20 protein-coding genes are annotated in these 16020 nt (G+C 63.5%); 1 reads left to right on the top strand and 19 read right to left on the bottom strand.

The features are described 5' to 3' along the window. Window positions 1-200 precede the first annotated feature (200 nt). A complete protein-coding gene (locus tag HPY55_09795) occupies window positions 201-410 on the top strand; it encodes a small, acid-soluble spore protein, alpha/beta type (GenBank protein NPV70922.1) in 210 nt (69 codons plus the stop codon). On the opposite strand, the gene HPY55_09790 is transcribed toward HPY55_09795, so the two are convergent. The 19 genes from HPY55_09790 to HPY55_09700 all read right to left on the bottom strand — a co-directional run bounded on the left by HPY55_09790 (window position 325) and on the right by HPY55_09700 (window position 15946). Further along, a complete protein-coding gene (locus tag HPY55_09790) occupies window positions 325-1311 on the bottom strand; it encodes a DNA polymerase domain-containing protein (protein ID NPV70921.1) in 987 nt (328 codons plus the stop codon). The genes HPY55_09795 and HPY55_09790 overlap by 86 nt on opposite strands. Window positions 1312-1341: 30 nt before the next feature. Further along, complete coding sequence (locus HPY55_09785; protein NPV70920.1) at window positions 1342-2307, bottom strand: ATP-dependent DNA ligase; 966 nt, start codon at window positions 2305-2307, stop codon at window positions 1342-1344. Beyond that, window positions 2307-3146, bottom strand: coding sequence for a Ku protein (locus HPY55_09780; protein ID NPV70919.1), 840 nt, complete (start codon window positions 3144-3146; stop codon window positions 2307-2309). Before HPY55_09780 ends, HPY55_09785 begins: the two co-directional genes overlap by 1 nt. 15 nt (window positions 3147-3161) lie before the next feature. Next, window positions 3162-3689, bottom strand: a complete 528-nt coding sequence (gene ytfJ, locus HPY55_09775; protein NPV70918.1) for a sporulation protein YtfJ — start codon at window positions 3687-3689, stop codon at window positions 3162-3164. Next, on the bottom strand, window positions 3604-4248 hold the full coding sequence (locus HPY55_09770; GenBank protein ID NPV70917.1) for a DUF2953 domain-containing protein: 645 nt from the start codon (window positions 4246-4248) through the stop codon (window positions 3604-3606). Before HPY55_09770 ends, ytfJ begins: the two co-directional genes overlap by 86 nt. 90 nt (window positions 4249-4338) lie before the next feature. Then, the gene (scpB, locus tag HPY55_09765; protein NPV70916.1) at window positions 4339-4869 is read right to left on the bottom strand and encodes an SMC-Scp complex subunit ScpB; all 531 of its coding nucleotides are present in this window, start codon (window positions 4867-4869) and stop codon (window positions 4339-4341) included. Beyond that, window positions 4866-5630 carry a segregation/condensation protein A gene (locus HPY55_09760; protein NPV70915.1) on the bottom strand — a complete coding sequence of 255 codons (765 nt, stop codon included), beginning with the start codon at window positions 5628-5630 and terminating at the stop codon, window positions 4866-4868. The genes scpB and HPY55_09760 overlap by 4 nt, the downstream gene beginning before the upstream one ends. Window positions 5631-5644: 14 nt before the next feature. After that, window positions 5645-6277 carry a site-2 protease family protein gene (locus HPY55_09755; GenBank protein NPV70914.1) on the bottom strand — a complete coding sequence of 211 codons (633 nt, stop codon included), beginning with the start codon at window positions 6275-6277 and terminating at the stop codon, window positions 5645-5647. 67 nt (window positions 6278-6344) lie between these two features. Then, entirely contained in the window at window positions 6345-7292 is a 948-nt protein-coding gene (locus HPY55_09750; protein ID NPV70913.1) for a 2-hydroxyglutaryl-CoA dehydratase, read from the bottom strand. After that, a complete protein-coding gene (locus HPY55_09745; protein NPV70912.1) occupies window positions 7289-8413 on the bottom strand; it encodes a CoA protein activase in 1125 nt (374 codons plus the stop codon). The genes HPY55_09750 and HPY55_09745 overlap by 4 nt, the downstream gene beginning before the upstream one ends. Continuing rightward, window positions 8410-9408: a hypothetical protein gene (locus tag HPY55_09740; GenBank protein NPV70911.1), complete on the bottom strand. Its 999-nt coding sequence runs from the start codon at window positions 9406-9408 to the stop codon at window positions 8410-8412. The genes HPY55_09745 and HPY55_09740 overlap by 4 nt, the downstream gene beginning before the upstream one ends. Beyond that, the gene (locus tag HPY55_09735) at window positions 9405-9641 is read right to left on the bottom strand and encodes a hypothetical protein (protein NPV70910.1); all 237 of its coding nucleotides are present in this window, start codon (window positions 9639-9641) and stop codon (window positions 9405-9407) included. Before HPY55_09735 ends, HPY55_09740 begins: the two co-directional genes overlap by 4 nt. 4 nt (window positions 9642-9645) lie before the next feature. Beyond that, window positions 9646-10833 (bottom strand): Ger(x)C family spore germination protein, encoded by a 1188-nt coding sequence (locus tag HPY55_09730; protein NPV70909.1) that lies wholly within the window; start codon window positions 10831-10833, stop codon window positions 9646-9648. Beyond that, a complete protein-coding gene (locus tag HPY55_09725) occupies window positions 10817-11923 on the bottom strand; it encodes a GerAB/ArcD/ProY family transporter (GenBank protein ID NPV70908.1) in 1107 nt (368 codons plus the stop codon). The genes HPY55_09730 and HPY55_09725 overlap by 17 nt, the downstream gene beginning before the upstream one ends. Beyond that, window positions 11920-13671, bottom strand: coding sequence for a spore germination protein (locus HPY55_09720; GenBank protein NPV70907.1), 1752 nt, complete (start codon window positions 13669-13671; stop codon window positions 11920-11922). The genes HPY55_09725 and HPY55_09720 overlap by 4 nt, the downstream gene beginning before the upstream one ends. 86 nt (window positions 13672-13757) lie before the next feature. Then, complete coding sequence (spoVAE, locus tag HPY55_09715) at window positions 13758-14108, bottom strand: stage V sporulation protein AE (protein NPV70906.1); 351 nt, start codon at window positions 14106-14108, stop codon at window positions 13758-13760. After that, window positions 14105-15172, bottom strand: a complete 1068-nt coding sequence (spoVAD, locus tag HPY55_09710; GenBank protein ID NPV70905.1) for a stage V sporulation protein AD — start codon at window positions 15170-15172, stop codon at window positions 14105-14107. Before spoVAD ends, spoVAE begins: the two co-directional genes overlap by 4 nt. A gap of 1 nt (window position 15173) precedes the next feature. Next, entirely contained in the window at window positions 15174-15650 is a 477-nt protein-coding gene (gene spoVAC / locus HPY55_09705; GenBank protein ID NPV70904.1) for a stage V sporulation protein AC, read from the bottom strand. 77 nt (window positions 15651-15727) lie between these two features. Then, window positions 15728-15946: a dodecin domain-containing protein gene (locus HPY55_09700; GenBank protein ID NPV70903.1), complete on the bottom strand. Its 219-nt coding sequence runs from the start codon at window positions 15944-15946 to the stop codon at window positions 15728-15730. Window positions 15947-16020: the final 74 nt, after the last annotated feature.

Genomic DNA, 16020 nt, shown 5'->3' with positions numbered 1-16020 from the left:
GGTTGCGGATGGTCGAATGATCATCCGCAGCCGCGAATGGACCTCCTTCCGTCGGGCAACGGTCATGACCTGGTCCCGTAAGGCTCACGGATAGTCGAGAGGCTATCCGTGAGTCAGAAAGGGATCGTCTGAGTGGCCAGAGCGAAGGTTGCTATAGGCCCTCTGTTCCCATGTCGGAGAACAGGAAAGGAAGGTGTTCCATGCCGCGTCGAGGCGTAATGTCAGAGGACCTTCGGGAACGCATTGCAGTAGACCTGGGCGTCTATGACATCGTTCGAAGCGACGGATGGGGTGCCGTTCCATCCAGGGACTGCGGTAGGATCGTCAGACGCGCCATTGAGATTGCCGAGCAGGCGATTGCGGTCCAGGGGCCCGCGACGGGGCTGGCCGACGTCCCCCGGCTCCGGTAGCCACGCCCAGCGATCCCATGGCGACGTCCAGAGACTGTCTGTCACGGAGGACGGCATCGAACAAGTCACCTGACGAACTGATTCTCGCTGGGACAGTCTGAATGGTGAAGCGGGCGGGGTCTATACCGTCCAGTTCATTCCACGAGAAGGGCGTCGAAACCGGCGCGCCGCGAAGTGGGCGGGGAATGTAAGGACCAACGATGGTCTTCCCCTTGATGTTCTGGAGGTAGTCAATATAGACCTTGCCCGTCCTCTCTTTTACGGGCCTCGCAAGCGTGACCCTGCCCGGCATTGTCGACTTCACGATCTCCGCCACCTGCCTCACGAATTCCGCGATAGCGTCGTAGGCGTAGACCGGTCGGACTGGCAGGTAGATGTGTAATCCCGTCGCCCCCGAAGTCTTGGGGTAGCCGCGCAGGCCGAGCTGCTCGAGGCACACCTCGAGCGCGCGGGCGACGACAACGGCGTCTTCGAACGTGGCCGGCGGTGCAGGATCCAGGTCGAACACTGCGTAGTCGGGGTAGTCGATCGTTCCCAGGCTGGAAAGCCACGGGTGGATCTCGATGGAAGCCTGGTTCGCGATCCAGGCGAGGTCCTCCACCCCATTCGCCAGCACGAACTCAATCACGCGCTTCTCGCTTCGCGGGTCGGCAGTCTCGTAACGGAACGTACTCAGCCATTCGGGTGCATATTCAGGGGTATCCTTCTGGTAAAACCACTCGCCGTGGATGCCGTCCGGGTAACGGGTAAACACGAGGGGCCTGTTGTGAAGGTGCTTGAGCAGAACCGGCGCGATAGTGGTTAAATACTGTATCAGGTCGGCCTTCGTGAACCCGTCTTCCGGCCACAGTACCTTATTGAGGTTGGTCAGGGTGAGTTCGCGGGACCCCACTTTGACGATTACTTTCGACTTACTTGGCGGCAACAGGGCTCACCTCTCCGCGGGGCGATCGGGGAAGATCTGTACGAAGTCGCATTCACGCGGGTGTTTGTCTTCACGGAGCCTCAGGTACGAGGGCTGTCTGAGTCTCAAGTCTTTCGTCATTTCCGCGTATCCCACCTCGCAGACGGTATCCGGCCCCACCCAGAATGCCCCCCGGACCTCGCGCGGGATGCCGCGGCGGCCGAATGAGAACGGCGGCGCCTCCGCGGCCTTGAGCCGCGAGAGCAGATCGAGGCGGACGGCATCGGTAAGCCCCGCCCCCACACTCCCAACGTAGATAAGCTCATCACCGTCATAGAGTCCCACGGCGAGGGATCCCACAGGAGTCCCCACGCCCCTGTTGATCCCCCCGATGACGCAGTCCGCGGCGCGCCTGGCCTTGATTTTCAACCAGTAGGAGCTGCGTCTTCCCGGCACATATGGGCTGTCGAGCCGCTTCGCCACTATACCCTCAAGGCCGCGTTCCGACGCAGTCTCGTAGAGCCTCACGCCCTCTCTCTCGAATGTGCTGGAGAGGATGATGTCGCCGCCGGGCTGGACCGAATCCTCGAGAACTCGTCTACGTTCCCCGAACGGCTGCTCCAGCAGGCTCTTCCCGTTCAGGCTGAGAATGTCGAACGCCACGTACACCGGCGGTTCCTCCCGGTGCTGGAGCGCCTGGAAACTGGGCCTCCCGCCCTTCATTACCACAATCTCCCCATCGAGCGTGGCGCGCCCCCCGCTGATCCTGCGGTGAATACCCGCGAGCCCCGGAAACTCGGAGGTTATGTCTCTCAGGTTCCGGCTCTGCAGCGTGACACCTCGGCCGTCCCGCGCACCTACGAAGGCAATGGCGCGGTACCCATCCCATTTCAGCTCGAAGGCGTAGTCCGGAGAATCAAATGGTTTCTCGACAGGGGTGGCGAGCATCGGGGGTACCGGGCCCGACACGGGGTCGATCTCGGCTGCGCACATCAGTGCGGTAATCCGCCGGCACGCTCGCCTGCCGCCCCGCCGGCTTCAGCGGCCGGCGAAGTGGGGCGCCCTTCACCTGCCCGTGCGATGCTCTTCTTCAGCGCCTCCATGAGGTCAACGACTTTCGCCGCCTCCGGAAGCCGCGGCTCCTGGATCTCCCGCCCCTGGACTTTGGCCTCTATCAGCTCCACCAGCCGCTCCCTGCCCCTGCTCCGGTATCGCGCCGGCTCGAAGGGCGCCGAGAGCGTGTCCACGAGGGTCTGGGCCATCTGCGCCTCCCGCCGGTCCACATCTCCGAGAGCGGGAATCTGCAGGCCGGCGGTGTCGCGGATCTCGTCGGGCCACATCATGGTCTCCATGACGAGCACTTGACCGCCGTACACCCTGATGGTAGCGAGGGTTTCCCTGGATCTGAGGGCGACGCGCGCCAGCGCGATTCGACCGCGGTCCAGCATCGCCTGCCTCAGAAGGGCGTATGCCCTGGCCCCACCGTCACCCGGCTCAAGGAAGTAGGTCTTGTCGTAATAGATGGGGTCAATCTCGCGGATATCGATAAAGTCCTCAATAGTAAGCGCTCTCGCCTCGGGTGCCGGAACCATGTTGAGATCCTCCTCATTGAGGAGTACGTAGCGCCCCTTTTCGTACTCGTACCCCCACACGATCTCCTCGGCGGGCACCTCGCGATTGCAGTACGGGCACCACTTCAAGTACCTGACGGGGGAACCGCAGGGCTGGTGAAGGTAGTTGAACTTCGGGTCCTTGCGCTCGGTGGCAGCGTAAAGGCGGACAGGGATGGTCACCAGTCCGAACGAGATCGAGCCTTTCCAGATCGGCCTCATGCTGTGGACGCCATACTATGGCGTGACGATGCGCCCGCCACCCGCCATGCCTCCGCCCGCGCCTCGCGTAGTGCCGGGCGTGTCGTGGCCGGCTTCAGTACCCGGTGCGGCCGGGGTCACGACCACGTTCTGTGTCGCCTCCCCGTCCCTGCGGAGCATCGTCTTGAGCTGCGCCAGGATGCCCGGCGCCATTTCTATAAAACGATCGACCACCGCCCCTCCATGGACAGGAAGCATCCGGACGGTCCCCTGTCCGACCACGAGGAATCCCACGGGCTGGACGGAAACGCCCGCACCGCTACCGCCCGCGAACGGATGCGCCGCCCCGTCCCCGGAATCCCCGTTCTTTCCGCCTCCACCTTCACGGCCGCCCTCGAAATCGCCGCCGCCCGCTGCAAAACCGAACGTGACCCGGGAGACGGGCACGATCACGCTACCATCGGGGGCTTCGACAGGGTCACCTACCACGGTGTTGACGTCCACCATGTCCTTGATGCTCTCCATCGCTGTCTTCATCAGGCCCTGGATGGGATGCTCTTCCACGGAAAGTTGCCCTCCTCATCGCCCTCAAAGCCAAACCAAGCGCGGCAAAGATAGCATGGCCCGTGCGGATTGCCAGTATGCAGTCGAAGTCGGCTTCGAGTGCGGCGCCGTGGAAAAACGGGACGACGCTCACGGCGGGGACGCAGTCCCATTCTCCGACAAATTCCCTGGCGACCGCGACAGCGGCGCCGGCGACGGCCCATACAATCCCCGCGCCGATACCAGTAGAGGCCGCGTCGCCGGTGCCGAACGCGACCCTGGCCGACAGGCGCCTGCAGCTCGCCCTGGCGAGGATGTACCGGAGCGCACGCTCGTAATCCGCCCGGCCCAACGAGCGAAGCCGGACGGGCGCTCGTGGGCGTGCGGTTTCGCCGGGCGCGGGGCGCGGACCCTTGAACTTGAGTAACCCCCAGAACGCGGTTATCTCGGTAGTCACGCTGGCGCCAAGACCGCGTACAGCGAGGGTCAACCTGAGCGAGAGCGGGGACAGTGCCACAACGACGACAAAAGCCCCGGCCATGACCAGGGCCAGCGCGACGCCGTTCAAGTGGATCTGCAAGAGGGCTCCCCCCGCCCGTTCCCTCTAAAGGGAACGCTCATCTCGCCTTCTAGTATTTCCCAGGCATGGGGGATTAGTCACGGGGTTCGACTAGTCGCCGCTCTCGTCGACGCGTACTTCCGGAAGTTCCTCGACCGAATTCAGCCCGAAGTGCTTGAGGAACTCCCGCGTTGTACCGTAGAGCATCGGCCTGCCGATGACCTGCTTGCGGCCGACCTCTTTGATCATGTTCCGCTCGAGGAGCGTGTTTATGGCGCTGTCGGACTTGACGCCGCGGATGGCGTCGATCTCGGTGCGAGTCACCGGCTGCCTGTATGCGATGATGGCGAGCGTTTCGAAGGCCGCCTGCGACAGCGCGGTAGGCCTTGTACGGACGAGTTTCTCAACGTATCCCGAGAGGTGGGGCCTCGTGGCCAGCAGTAGCCCGCCGGCAACCCGCTGGATTTCGATTCCCGACCCGGGCCGCGAACATCTCTCGTCGAGCGCGGCGATGGCCTCGGATAACACCGCGTCGTCAACCTGGAGGATCTCTTTCAACCTCTCCGTAGATAGTGGTGAATCGGTTACGAAGAGCAATGCCTCGATTGCGGCAGCCGCTTCGGTTGAGTTCACCTCATTCATCCTTCCGTGCCGGTGGCTTCAGGGGCGGCCCCCGCCGCGTATATCCTTACCTCGCCGAACAGCCCCTCCTGCTCGACCCTCACCCGGCGCCGCCTCGCGAGCTCGAGCAGCGCGAGGAAGGTGACGACCACCTCCCGCCTGCTTATCGCGGACGACACGAGCCGCGTGAACGTCAGGGCGCCAGCCTTCGCGAGCCCCGAGACCTGCCGGAGTATGTACCTCATCTTCTGGCGTACGCTGAACGACTCGCGGGCTATCTCGGATATAACGGGCTTCGCTTTCGACAGGATCATCTTGAACCGCGTGGCGAGGTCGAAGAGCCGTATGTCACCGAGGTCCAGCTGCCTCTCCTGTCCCAACACCGGCGAGGCCGCGACGCGGAAGACGCGTTTCGACCTGTCCTCGGCGAGGCGCTTGAGTTCGCCCGCCGCCTGCTTGAGGCGCTTGTACTCGAGGAGCATGTCCACGAGCTCCTTGCGCGGGTCAGCCTCCCCGGCTTCTTCACCCACCGTCACGGTTTTGGGCAACAGCATCCTGGTCTTTATCTCCATGAGTGTCGCCGCCATGACCAGGAACTCGCTGGCTATTTCGAGGTCGAGTTCTTCCATGGCGCGGAGGTACGCGAGGTATTGCCCGGTGATCCTTGCTATGGGGATGTCGTATATGTCGATTTCGTTGTCTTCGATGAGGTGAAGCAGGAGATCGAGAGGCCCCTCGAACACGTCCACCTTGACTGGCAAAGCCTGGACCGGACGAAGCAACGGTTTCACCCCAATCACCGGACCGGAAGGAACCAGGTAATCGCCCTCGCCCACCCGTAGAGCCCGCTCATCAGGAGCTTCGTCAACCCCCACAGAAGACCGTTGAGTACCCCGGTTGAGAGGATCAGTACCAGGAACAGCGGGCCGTATCGTTCAGCCTGCTCAAATACTGACGCCGCCTCGCGCGGCAGGATCCCGGCAAGCACCTTGGAGCCGTCAAGCGGCGGGATCGGAAAGAGGTTGAAGACAGCGAGACCGGCGTTTACGATAAACCCGCTCTGCATTATGTCGTACAGGAGGGACATCCCGCCGATGTAGGCAGCGAGGCGCATGAACACCGCGAACACACCCGCGACGAGTATGTTCATCAGGGGTCCCGCGATCGAGACCTTGATTACCCCGTCCCTGACCCGCCTGAAGTTATACGGATTGATGGGCACCGGTCTCGCCCATCCAAAGCCGAAGAATAGCAGCGCCAGGGTCCCGAACGGGTCCATGTGCACCCACGGCTCGAGCGTAAGCCTGCCGTACATCCTGGGCGTGGGATCGCCGAGCCTGTCGGCCACCAGAGCGTGCGCATACTCGTGGAACGCGAAGCCGGCGACCAGCCCGGGTATCCTCAGTATGAGCGCTTGCAGGTAGGGCATTAAGAAACCATCTCCCAAGTCGGCCTACGTCATTATACCATGGGTTCACCTGGTAACGAAACGAAGGCTACGACGACCACTTCCCGCAGCGCCCGCCCCACCTGGCGACCAGGCTGTCACCCGAGCGGATCTCCGTTACCTCGCACATGTTGGAGCACCCTGAACATTCGAAACCGCCGGAGACGAACCTCTGCCGCGCCACATCGAACCCCTTGAACGACGTCGCGGGTTTCGGGCGTGCCTCCCTGGCAAGGATGGCAGCCCCGATCGCTCCCATCAGCTTGTGCTCCCCCGGCACGATCACCTCCATGCCCAGCGCTTCCTCGAACGCCTTCTTCATCCCGGCGTTCGCCGCCACACCTCCCTGGAACACCACAGGGGGCCTGATCTCCTTCCCTTTCCCCACGTTGTTCAGGTAATTCCTGACAAGCGCCTGGCACAGCCCCCACACGATGTCCTCTACCGTGTGACCGACCTGCTGCTTGTGGATCATGTCGGATTCGGCGAATACCGCGCACCGCCCCGCTATGCGGACCGGGTTCTTCGACCTGAGCGCTATGGTCCCGAACTCCTCTATGGGGATCCCCAGGCGCGATGCCTGCCTGTCCAGGAACGACCCTGTACCCGCGGCGCACACGCTGTTCATGGCGAAATCCACGACGACTCCATCCCGGAGGATTATGATCTTGGAGTCCTGGCCGCCTATCTCTATTACCGTCCTCGCGTCGGGCACGCGAGCGAGCGCCGCCACGGCGTGAGCCGTGATCTCGTTCTTCACCGCGTCCGCCCCCACTATGGCAGCCGCGAGGTGCCTGCCACTCCCGGTGGTCCCCACGCCGGATATTTCGTGCGGAACCGTGGCCGCTGCGGCGATCTCGTCGAGGGCCTCCTGCACCACGCGGATCGGCTGGCCGCGGGTCATCAGGTACGCCCCCGCTACCAGCCCGTTCCGCGGGTCTATGAGCGCAACGTCAGTGCTAACCGAACCCACGTCGATCCCGAGGTACAGGCTCACAGCGGGGTGACCCCCTCTTCGGTCCGGCCCGCAGCCTTCATGACACGCCGCCTCTTGAGGAGATCGACGAACGCCTCCAGCCTGGTCTGCAACCCCGCCTCGGCGGTGTGCTCGTCCAGGCTCAGCGTCAGCACGGGGATCGAATGGTCGCGACTGACGTTCTTCAGTACGCTCTGCGCAACGATCTCGGGCATGCAGGTGAACGGCATTATCTGTACCACCCCGTCGAACCCGAGGCGAGCGTACACCCGCACCCCGCCCACAGACTCGACACCGTGTCCCCCAACGAAGTAGTTCAGGTACGGGCTCGCCAGAGCTACCATTTCGCGGGCCTCGTGGGGCATGAACGACTTCGGCAGGAGGTTCGACCGTACCCACTCTCCCATGGAGAGGAACCTGTGAACCTCCACGCCCATCTCGCCGAGCCGACGCTCGACATCCATGTTCGAGAAACCGTCGAGAACCATGAATATCTCGCCGACGATACCCACCCGTATCGGCTCCGGATCGTCCACGGGAAAGCCCGTGGCGCTCCAGATCATCTCACAACCGGCCGCCAGCGCTTTCCTGGCAGCGGTCACTGTGCCGGCGTCGTCGAGCAACGCGAGCGCCTCCTCCATGGCGCGCGTTACGGCCCCACGCGACCTCTCCACCGGCCTGGCCTTGCGGGAAACCGATTCGATTTCGTCCACCGCGCCGCATTTCACCCAGGCGAGCCTCGCGGCCCGAAGGAGCCCCGTCACCCCGCAGCCTCCGGTGATCTTCCGGATACGGGAGGCCAGCCCCACCCAACCGGTGCAGGGAGGCTCCAGCACCACCATCTCGAGGTCGAAGCCCATGTCCGCAAGGATTTCGCGCTCAACCTGGGCGTAATATCCAAAGCGACAGGGCCCTATACCCCCGGCCATGACCATGGTGTCGGCGCCGGATTCAGCAGCCTCGATGAAGTTCCCGATGTTCAGCTTCAGCGGGAAACACGCGAACTCGGGGGAGTGCCGCGCGCCGAGTGCTACCGTCCGCCTGCTGCTGGGGGGCGGCAGGACCACCTCGACGCCCGCCGACTCGAACAAAGCCCTGAGCGGTATGTGCGAGTTACCCATGCGGGGAAACGTAACCCTCAATGCTCCGTAGCCTCCTCGCGTACGCGGTCACTCACGCGCCGCGTCAGCATGTCCAGGAAAGCCTCGACCCTGGTCACCGTGCCGGCCTCACCGGTGTGCTCGTCCACGGTCAACGCCATATATGGTACCCGCTTCCTGTCCGCTTCTCTCCTTATCAACTCGGCTATGAGGGAGTCCGGCCCGCACCCGAACGAGGCAACCTGTATTATCCCGTCGCACGTGTGGTTACGAATATGGTACATGGCGCCACCGTACATCTTCTTCTGGTACGTCCAGAATATCGGCTTTGACAGGCCCCTGAGGTGCCCGTTCACGGCGCGCCACGGCAGGGAATCCACCGTGAAGGGCGACGCCCCGAGGCGCTCGATGTGCTGCCTCAAGCCCAGGTTCAGCCCCGGATCGTTGACGACGTACGAATGGCCGAGCACCAGCACTCTTGGCAGCGCTCCCGGCCCTACCGGCCGCGCACCGGCTGTGTTATCGAACCAGCCGCCGGTCCCGTTCAGCCTGTGCCTGAAGCGGGCGTACTCAAGGAGTGCTGCCAGGTACGCCCGAAGAGCCGCGACCCGCCCAACCCCCAGTTCACCCGCGAGGGACATGGCGGCGACGAATGCGCCGTGACCCCGTCGCGTCACGTCGACCACTGCGGTGAGAACGCGTACCCCCAGGTTCATGGCGTTGACCATGTCCGGAAGACCCAGGAGCTTCGGGCACGTGTAGGCTCCTCGCTCCACGCTGACTACCCTCGGAACGAATAACAGGTCGCACCCGGACGCCGTTTCAATGCAATGCCCGAGATATGCCTTGACGGGCAGGCACGCCTCATCCACCGCACACGTCACTCCGGCGTCCAGGATCCTGCGGGTCGTGTTGTTCGCGGCAGTCACGCGAAACCCGAGCCGTTTAAAGAACTCGCTCCAGAGCGGGAAATACTCGTAATACAACAGGCCTCGCGGGATCCCTATACAGCCCGCTGCCACCACCGAGAGCCTCATGTGACGACCACCATGAGCACGAGACCCAGGGCTCCGAATATGATGTACAGCCACCCGATGCCGGTGGCCACCGCCACCGGCTGCGGCCCCGGCCGGGGCCCCTTTTCCGGCTCACCTGATTGCCGTACACCTGCGGCCTTGAGGCGGGGAGCGGTCACGGACAGCAGGAATACCCCCGATCCCAGGAAGCCCAGGAAGATGTAGGGGCCGAGTTGCATAACGGCATCCAGCACTGCCTCACACCTCCCCCAGACCGAACTTGCGGAGCATGACGTTCACCTCTACATGGACATCGGCGGTCGGGAACACGGCATCCCACTTCTTCTCCTCAAATTTCAACCGGCCGGCGTGCCGCGAGAATCCGAATATGTCCGCGCCGTACTGTGTCTGAACCTTCTTGATGAGGTCCTCGACGTGGTGGCTGATCTCGTCGTTTAACTGTCGTTCCAGGGCTTTGACGACCTTCCCCGCGGTCTCAGTGCCTGCGGTTGCCCGCGGGGCGTCCCCGGAATCCTCCACGACGTTGCCATCTGCCCGGATCTTCAGGCTGATCGTTACCCGGTCACCGTCCTGCGTCACGCTCACTTTTTTACGGGCGCCGCGAAGCAACACGTAGAGTTTTCCCCGGCCCCTCGGCGAAGGGATGGAGTAGGTCCCCGCCGTGTGAACGCCCTCAACCAGGGCGAAGTCGTGCATTTCGTCGTGTTCCAGTTCGCCGACGAGCCTGTCGTTGAAGAACACCGCGGCGTTCTCGATTTCGACCGAGCCCTCATCAGCCTTCAGTATGGGTAATAGCGGGTGATACCCCGGTAAGTCGAGTTTCGACGACACCGCGCTCAGCCTCGAATCAGCGGTATGCCCGAACCTCTTGCCCGTGTTGAGCAGCCTCTCCAGGTAGGCTGCCGGCAGTCGCTCGGCTTTGATCCTGTGGTGCATCAGGTCCTCGGCCGTCCCCCTGGCTACGGCGATCCACACCTGCCCACGGATTTCCGGGTGCCGCGTCAGCGCCGCAAGCGGTTCCATGATGCCGGACTCCCTGGCGAATTCCTCACCGAAGACTACCACTTTCAGGTGCCCCAGGTACATCGGCATCGAGACCTTGTCCTGGAGGCGGTGAATCGCCTCGGCCGTGCTGGCCTCGTCCTCGTGCACCACGACGAACGCTTCCTCACCGCCGCCGCCGCCGCCATCGCCACCCTCCTTGGCCATTTTCTCGTTTATCGCCACTTCCAGCGAGACCTTGACTCCCTTCTCTCCGCGGTCTATCCCTACCATTGTGACGATGGCGCGCTCCTCGATGTCGAGCGAACCCCAGCAGCCGCAGGTAAGCAAGGCGCAGGCGGCGGCCAGGCACAGAACACTCCATGGCCCGGTCCCACGCCGGTGCGGACGCAAGAGGCTCACGGTCTTATCGGGTGCGGGCACCGGAATCCCCCCGCCTCCGCCTTATGACCGCCACCCCGAGGAGGGTGATTGTCAGCAGTACGGTATAGACGATCGCGACCTGGCCGGACAGCGATGAGGCATCGAGCACGCTGAACAGGTTGGAGGGGGCCAGGGATATCGCGTACAACACGGGCGAAAACACGGGCACCGACAGGGTCGCATCCTGCCAACCGATGGCATCGCTCAAAGCGCGGATTCCCGCATACCCGAGCGCGCCTGCGGACGTGAATGCCGCGATCATCCAGACCGTCATGAACAGTGACTCGATCCGTTCAAATCCGACCCCGGGCGACGCACCGACTATCCTGATCGCTTCCAGCATGGGCCACTGTAACGACTTGAGGTGTTCCGGGCCGAACACCGCAGTCACGCCCGCAATCGCCGTCACGTACAGGACTCCTGCGAGGCTCAACCCGAGAAGCGACGACCGGGCGATCTCCCCCGGGTTTGCGGCGTATGCGAAGAACAGGAGCATGATTTCGAAACCCTGGAACGCCAGCGACGTCCTCGCCACACCCGCGAGCACCGGCCCCGCTCCCCGCGCAAGCACAGGCGTGATGTTCGCCAGGTATGCGTTCTGGTAGACTGACAAAATGAACAGGCCGAACGTAACGAGGATGGGTACGAGGAAGAGCTCGTGAACGCGTGCAAACACGCGAACCCTCTGTAGCGACAGGTACGCTACCAGCGCCGTCATGGCGGCGCAAATGACCTCGTGAGGCGCTTCTGGGAGGACGGCGCTGACGACGGCCTCCGAGAACACTCGAGTGACCAGCGCACTCGAGACGAGCTCCACGACCCCGAAGAGAAAAGTAGCGGCCGTCCCGGCCGGTCTACCCAGGATATGTATGGAATACTGAAGGAGGGACTCACCGGGAAACCTGCGCGCCAGGGCAACCACAAGGTAGAGCGCCGCCATACTCCCCGCCCACGCGAGTAGGAACGATATCCAGCCGTCGGGGCCAGCGACCCTTGCCACGCTGCTCGGCAGCGCAAGGATGGAAACCCCTATCAGCGACGACGCAACTATGGACATAATCTGGTTAGCCGAGATGGTCTCGCGGTTCATTGCCCGCTCCCTCCCCCGGGACCGCCCGCCCCTTCCCCCGCGCCCTTGTCCCGGTCGCTCGCAGGCTGTCCGAGATCGATCCGTTTGGCGGCTCGTCCTGTCTCTAGCGCGCTCACGCTCTGCGCCATCCGCCTGACGTCGACCGGCCGGAGGTGCAGCGGCCGCATCTTCATCGCCCAGAGCGGCAGGCGTACCGCTGTGTCCTTAAGATCACCGGTCGTCAGCGGGACAATCGGAGAAAGGTATGGGACCCCGAACGAGTCGAGCCCGCAGACATGAATGCTGATCGCTATTATTCCCACCATGACACCGACCAGACCCAGCATCGCCGCAAGCGCGATGAGTGGAAACCTCAACACCCTCACAGCAATTCCAGCACTGTAACTCGGCGACACGAACGAGGCGATCGTGGTTGTGGCGACGAGTATGACGGCCAGGGGACCAACAAGGCCGGCGCGGATCGCAGCCTCGCCAATGACGATCGCGCCGACTATGCCTATCGTCGGCCCGATGGGACCAGGCAGGCGCACGCTCGCCTCGCGGAGAGTCTCGACGGAGAGCTCCAGGATGAGTAGCTCGAGAACCGCGTTGAATGGCAGGCCGGACCGTATACCGGCCAGCGGCAGGGCAATCTTTGCGGGTATCATCTCCGGATGGAACGCCACCAGGGATACGTACAGTGAAGGGAGCACGAGGGCCGTCACCAGCGCGAGAAACCGCAGCGCCCGCACGAATGTTGCGATGATCCAGCGTTCGAAGTAGTCGTCCGATGTCTGGTAGAAAGCCCACAGGGTCGCGGGTGCCAGTAGCACAAACGGCGTGGTGTCGCACGCGATCGCCACCTTGCCTTCCAGGATCGACGCCCCGACCTTGTCCGTCCTCTCGGTGGCCTGCATCTGCGGAAACGGCGAATAGGGATTGTCTTCTATCAGCTGCTCGAGGTGGCCAGTGTCCAGCACGGCGTCGACGTCGATGTCACGAAGGCGCGAGAACACCTCCGCGACGATCTGCTCGTTGGCGACCCCCTCCAGGTAAATGACCGCGATGTCCGTCTTGGTCCTCCGGCCCAGCCTCATCTGCTTCACCCTCAGCCGGCTGTCCTTTATGCGCCGCCTGACGAGCGCCGTCGTGGTCCGGAGTACCTCGTTAAACCCCTCCCGCGCCCCCCTGACGGCGGACTCTATGTTAGGCTCCTGGACGCTCCGGTGTTCCCACCCCTTGGTGTTGACGATGTAACAAATGGGGACGCCGTCAATGAACAGCGCTGTGTCCGAATTGAGTACGGCGTCGATCACGTCCCCCATTTTCGTGGACGTCTTGACCTCTCCAACGGTGAGGGAGAACTCCTTGATTACGTCCCCGAGGCCCTTGCCCCTCGGGGGCGCGGGGAAGATACGCTCCGTGTGCAGCATCAGGGACTTCATGACGTGCTCGTGGATAGTGGACTTGTCCACTATGCCGTCGATGAATACAATTTCCGCGCGGATGTGCTGCTCGTGGCCTATTGATATTTCGCGGAACACTATGTCATCGCTGGGATTCAATAACGCCTTTATCAGGGTGACGTTCTCGTCGAGGTCCGGCGAGACCGGTCTGTCGCCGATCTGCCCCCCCGGGTCCCCCATGCGTCCGCCGCCTCCACCGGACGCGCCGCCCCCGGCACCCTCGCCTGCGCGTCCGCCGCCGGTCGGGGGAGCCAGTTCCGCAGCGATCTCCCCTGCGAGCTCCTCGAGCCTGAGCCTCTTCAATTCTGCCGGTGTCTTCGGCCTGCGCATCCCTCTCGGGCGCGTCCTCGCCCGCGGCACCCTCGTTCGATCCATCCTCTCGAGTCCCGTTACTCCTTCGGGTTGAACAGCAGCGCCATCAGGTAACCCATGACGATCGCCGCCGACAGCCCCAAAGACGTCGCCCGCAGCCCCCCGGTCAACAGCCCCAGGAACCCGAGGCGCGCCGAGTCCTCCATTATCCCCTGCACTAGCGAGTGGCCGAAGCCGGTCAGGGGGACAGTCGCACCCGCGCCACCGAGCTCCACGAGGGGTCCATACACCCCGAGGCCGCTGAGTATCGCGCCCGCGCTGACGGACGATACCATGACCACGGCGGGGTTGCATTTCGTCAGGTCGACGACGAGCTGCGCGATCGCGCATATCGCCCCGCCCACAAGGAAAGCGAGCATCAGATTCACGGCTGCAGAGCCTCCTCCTTGACACCCGCGTCCAGGTCCCTCGCGGATGCGTCGCCCACTCGTTCTATCGCGATCCCGTGCGCGATACACGGTATGGACTCGCCTTGCTGGTACGTAAGCGGGCTGTGCAGGGCGCCCGTCGCCACCATGAGCACTCGCCTGTACTTGCCGGCCTCGAGGAGTTTGAGGACGCGCCCCGAAAGCACCAGGGCCGAACAGGCGCAGCCGCTCGCCCCCGCGTGGACGTCCTGGTCCTTGCGGAGCACCATGAGCCCGCAATCCTCGTACCTACCCGAAAGGTCCAGCCCCTGCTGCTTGAGGAGTTCGTCACAGAGAGCCTTGCCCACTGAGGCCAGATCGCCTGTGAGGACCACGTCGTAGTCCGCCGGGGTCCTGCCAGTATCGGTGAAGTGCGCCCGTATCGTCGACGCGGCAGCGGGCGCCATGGCACTTCCCATGTCGTTCACGTCCTTCATGCCCATGTCGACGACCGACCCAACGGTAGCGTGGGTGACGCGAGGGCCCGTCCCCTTGGCCGCCAGAAGAAATGCGCCGGCGCCCGTGACCGTCCACTGGGAGGCGGGGGTCCTCTGCGCCCCGAACTCCGTGGGGTACCTGTACTGCCTTTCGGCCGTGTTGTGGTGGCTGGATGTGGCCACCATCACCCTCTCCGCGAACCCGCCGTCGATCAGCATCGAACCTATGGCCATACCTTCGGCCAGCGTAGAGCAGGCTCCGTATATGCCCACGAACGGGATGGAGAGGTCGCGGGCAACGGCGTTTGCGCAGGTAATCTGATTCAGGAGGTCGCCCGCTATGAAGAACTGGATGTCGTTGGGCTTCAGCCCCACTTTGTCGAGGCAGATCTGAACCGCCCTGGAGAGCATCCGCGTCTCCGCCCGCTCCCAGCACTTCTGCCCGTCCCTGAGGTCCTCCAGGACGAGGTCGTACTCGGCCCCCAGCGGGCCTCTCCCCTCCTTGGGGCCGGCGACAGCGGCCGACGACGCTATTACGGGGGGCTTCTGGAGGAACACCGTTTGCCTCCCGGCCCACTTCAACGCCATACTATAACCCCCGGAGGAAGAAGATCCTGAGCGCTGAGACCGCGACCGCCGTGATGAGCCCGTACACGATCACCGGTCCGGCGATCGTGAACATTCTGGCCCCGAGCCCGAGAATGAATCCCTCGGTCTTGAATTCCATCGCCGGAGAGGTTATCGAGTTCGCGAACCCGGTTATTGGAATCGCTGAGCCCATGCCCCCTACGCGCCCGATCTCGTCATACAGGCCCAGCCCTGTCAGCGTCGACCCCAGCGCGACCATGATCCCCGATGTCAGGGAGGTCGCCTCTGTCCGCCCCATACCGGCGCGCGCGGTGAGGCCGCCCAAGATCACTTGGCCGACCACGCAGATGAGGCCTCCAACCAGGAACGCGAGCACAGTGTTCCTCAGAATCGGCCGCGGCGGCGATTTCTGGTTTACGAGTTTCTGGTACTCCTTAGCCTGAGCAGAGCTGGCTTTCAAATCCACACACCCCGTCATTCGAAAGGGTCCGCCGCTCGAGCGGGCGGACCCCACCGGTCGACCACGCCGGCCGGAAGCGCACCACAGCGCCGCCGTCAGATGCTGCGAATTTCACCCACGTAGGCAACCTTCACGTTCGCCTTGTACTCCTTGATCCTGCCCTCGCTGATGTTCGCGGTCCAGTTGACGATCTCGGCCGCGACGATCTTGTCGACGGCCTTGCTGGCCTCGGCGATGGCGTTTGTCGCCGCGTCCTGCCAGTCTTTGCTCGACTCCCCCACGAGCTCGAACACCTTCACGATAGCCACTGACATACCCCCTCGGTCGTTGTGCCGCTTCCATCTGGAAATCCAATGGGCAGAGTGTATTATGCTCCTATCGCCTGACG

Source organism: Bacillota bacterium (assembly GCA_013178305.1).
In the GTDB taxonomy this organism is placed as follows: Bacteria; Bacillota; Sulfobacillia; order JABLXB01; family JABLXB01; genus JABLXB01.
The sequence above is the reverse complement of the archived record's forward strand: the minus strand, read 5'-3'. Positions and strand labels throughout refer to the sequence as shown.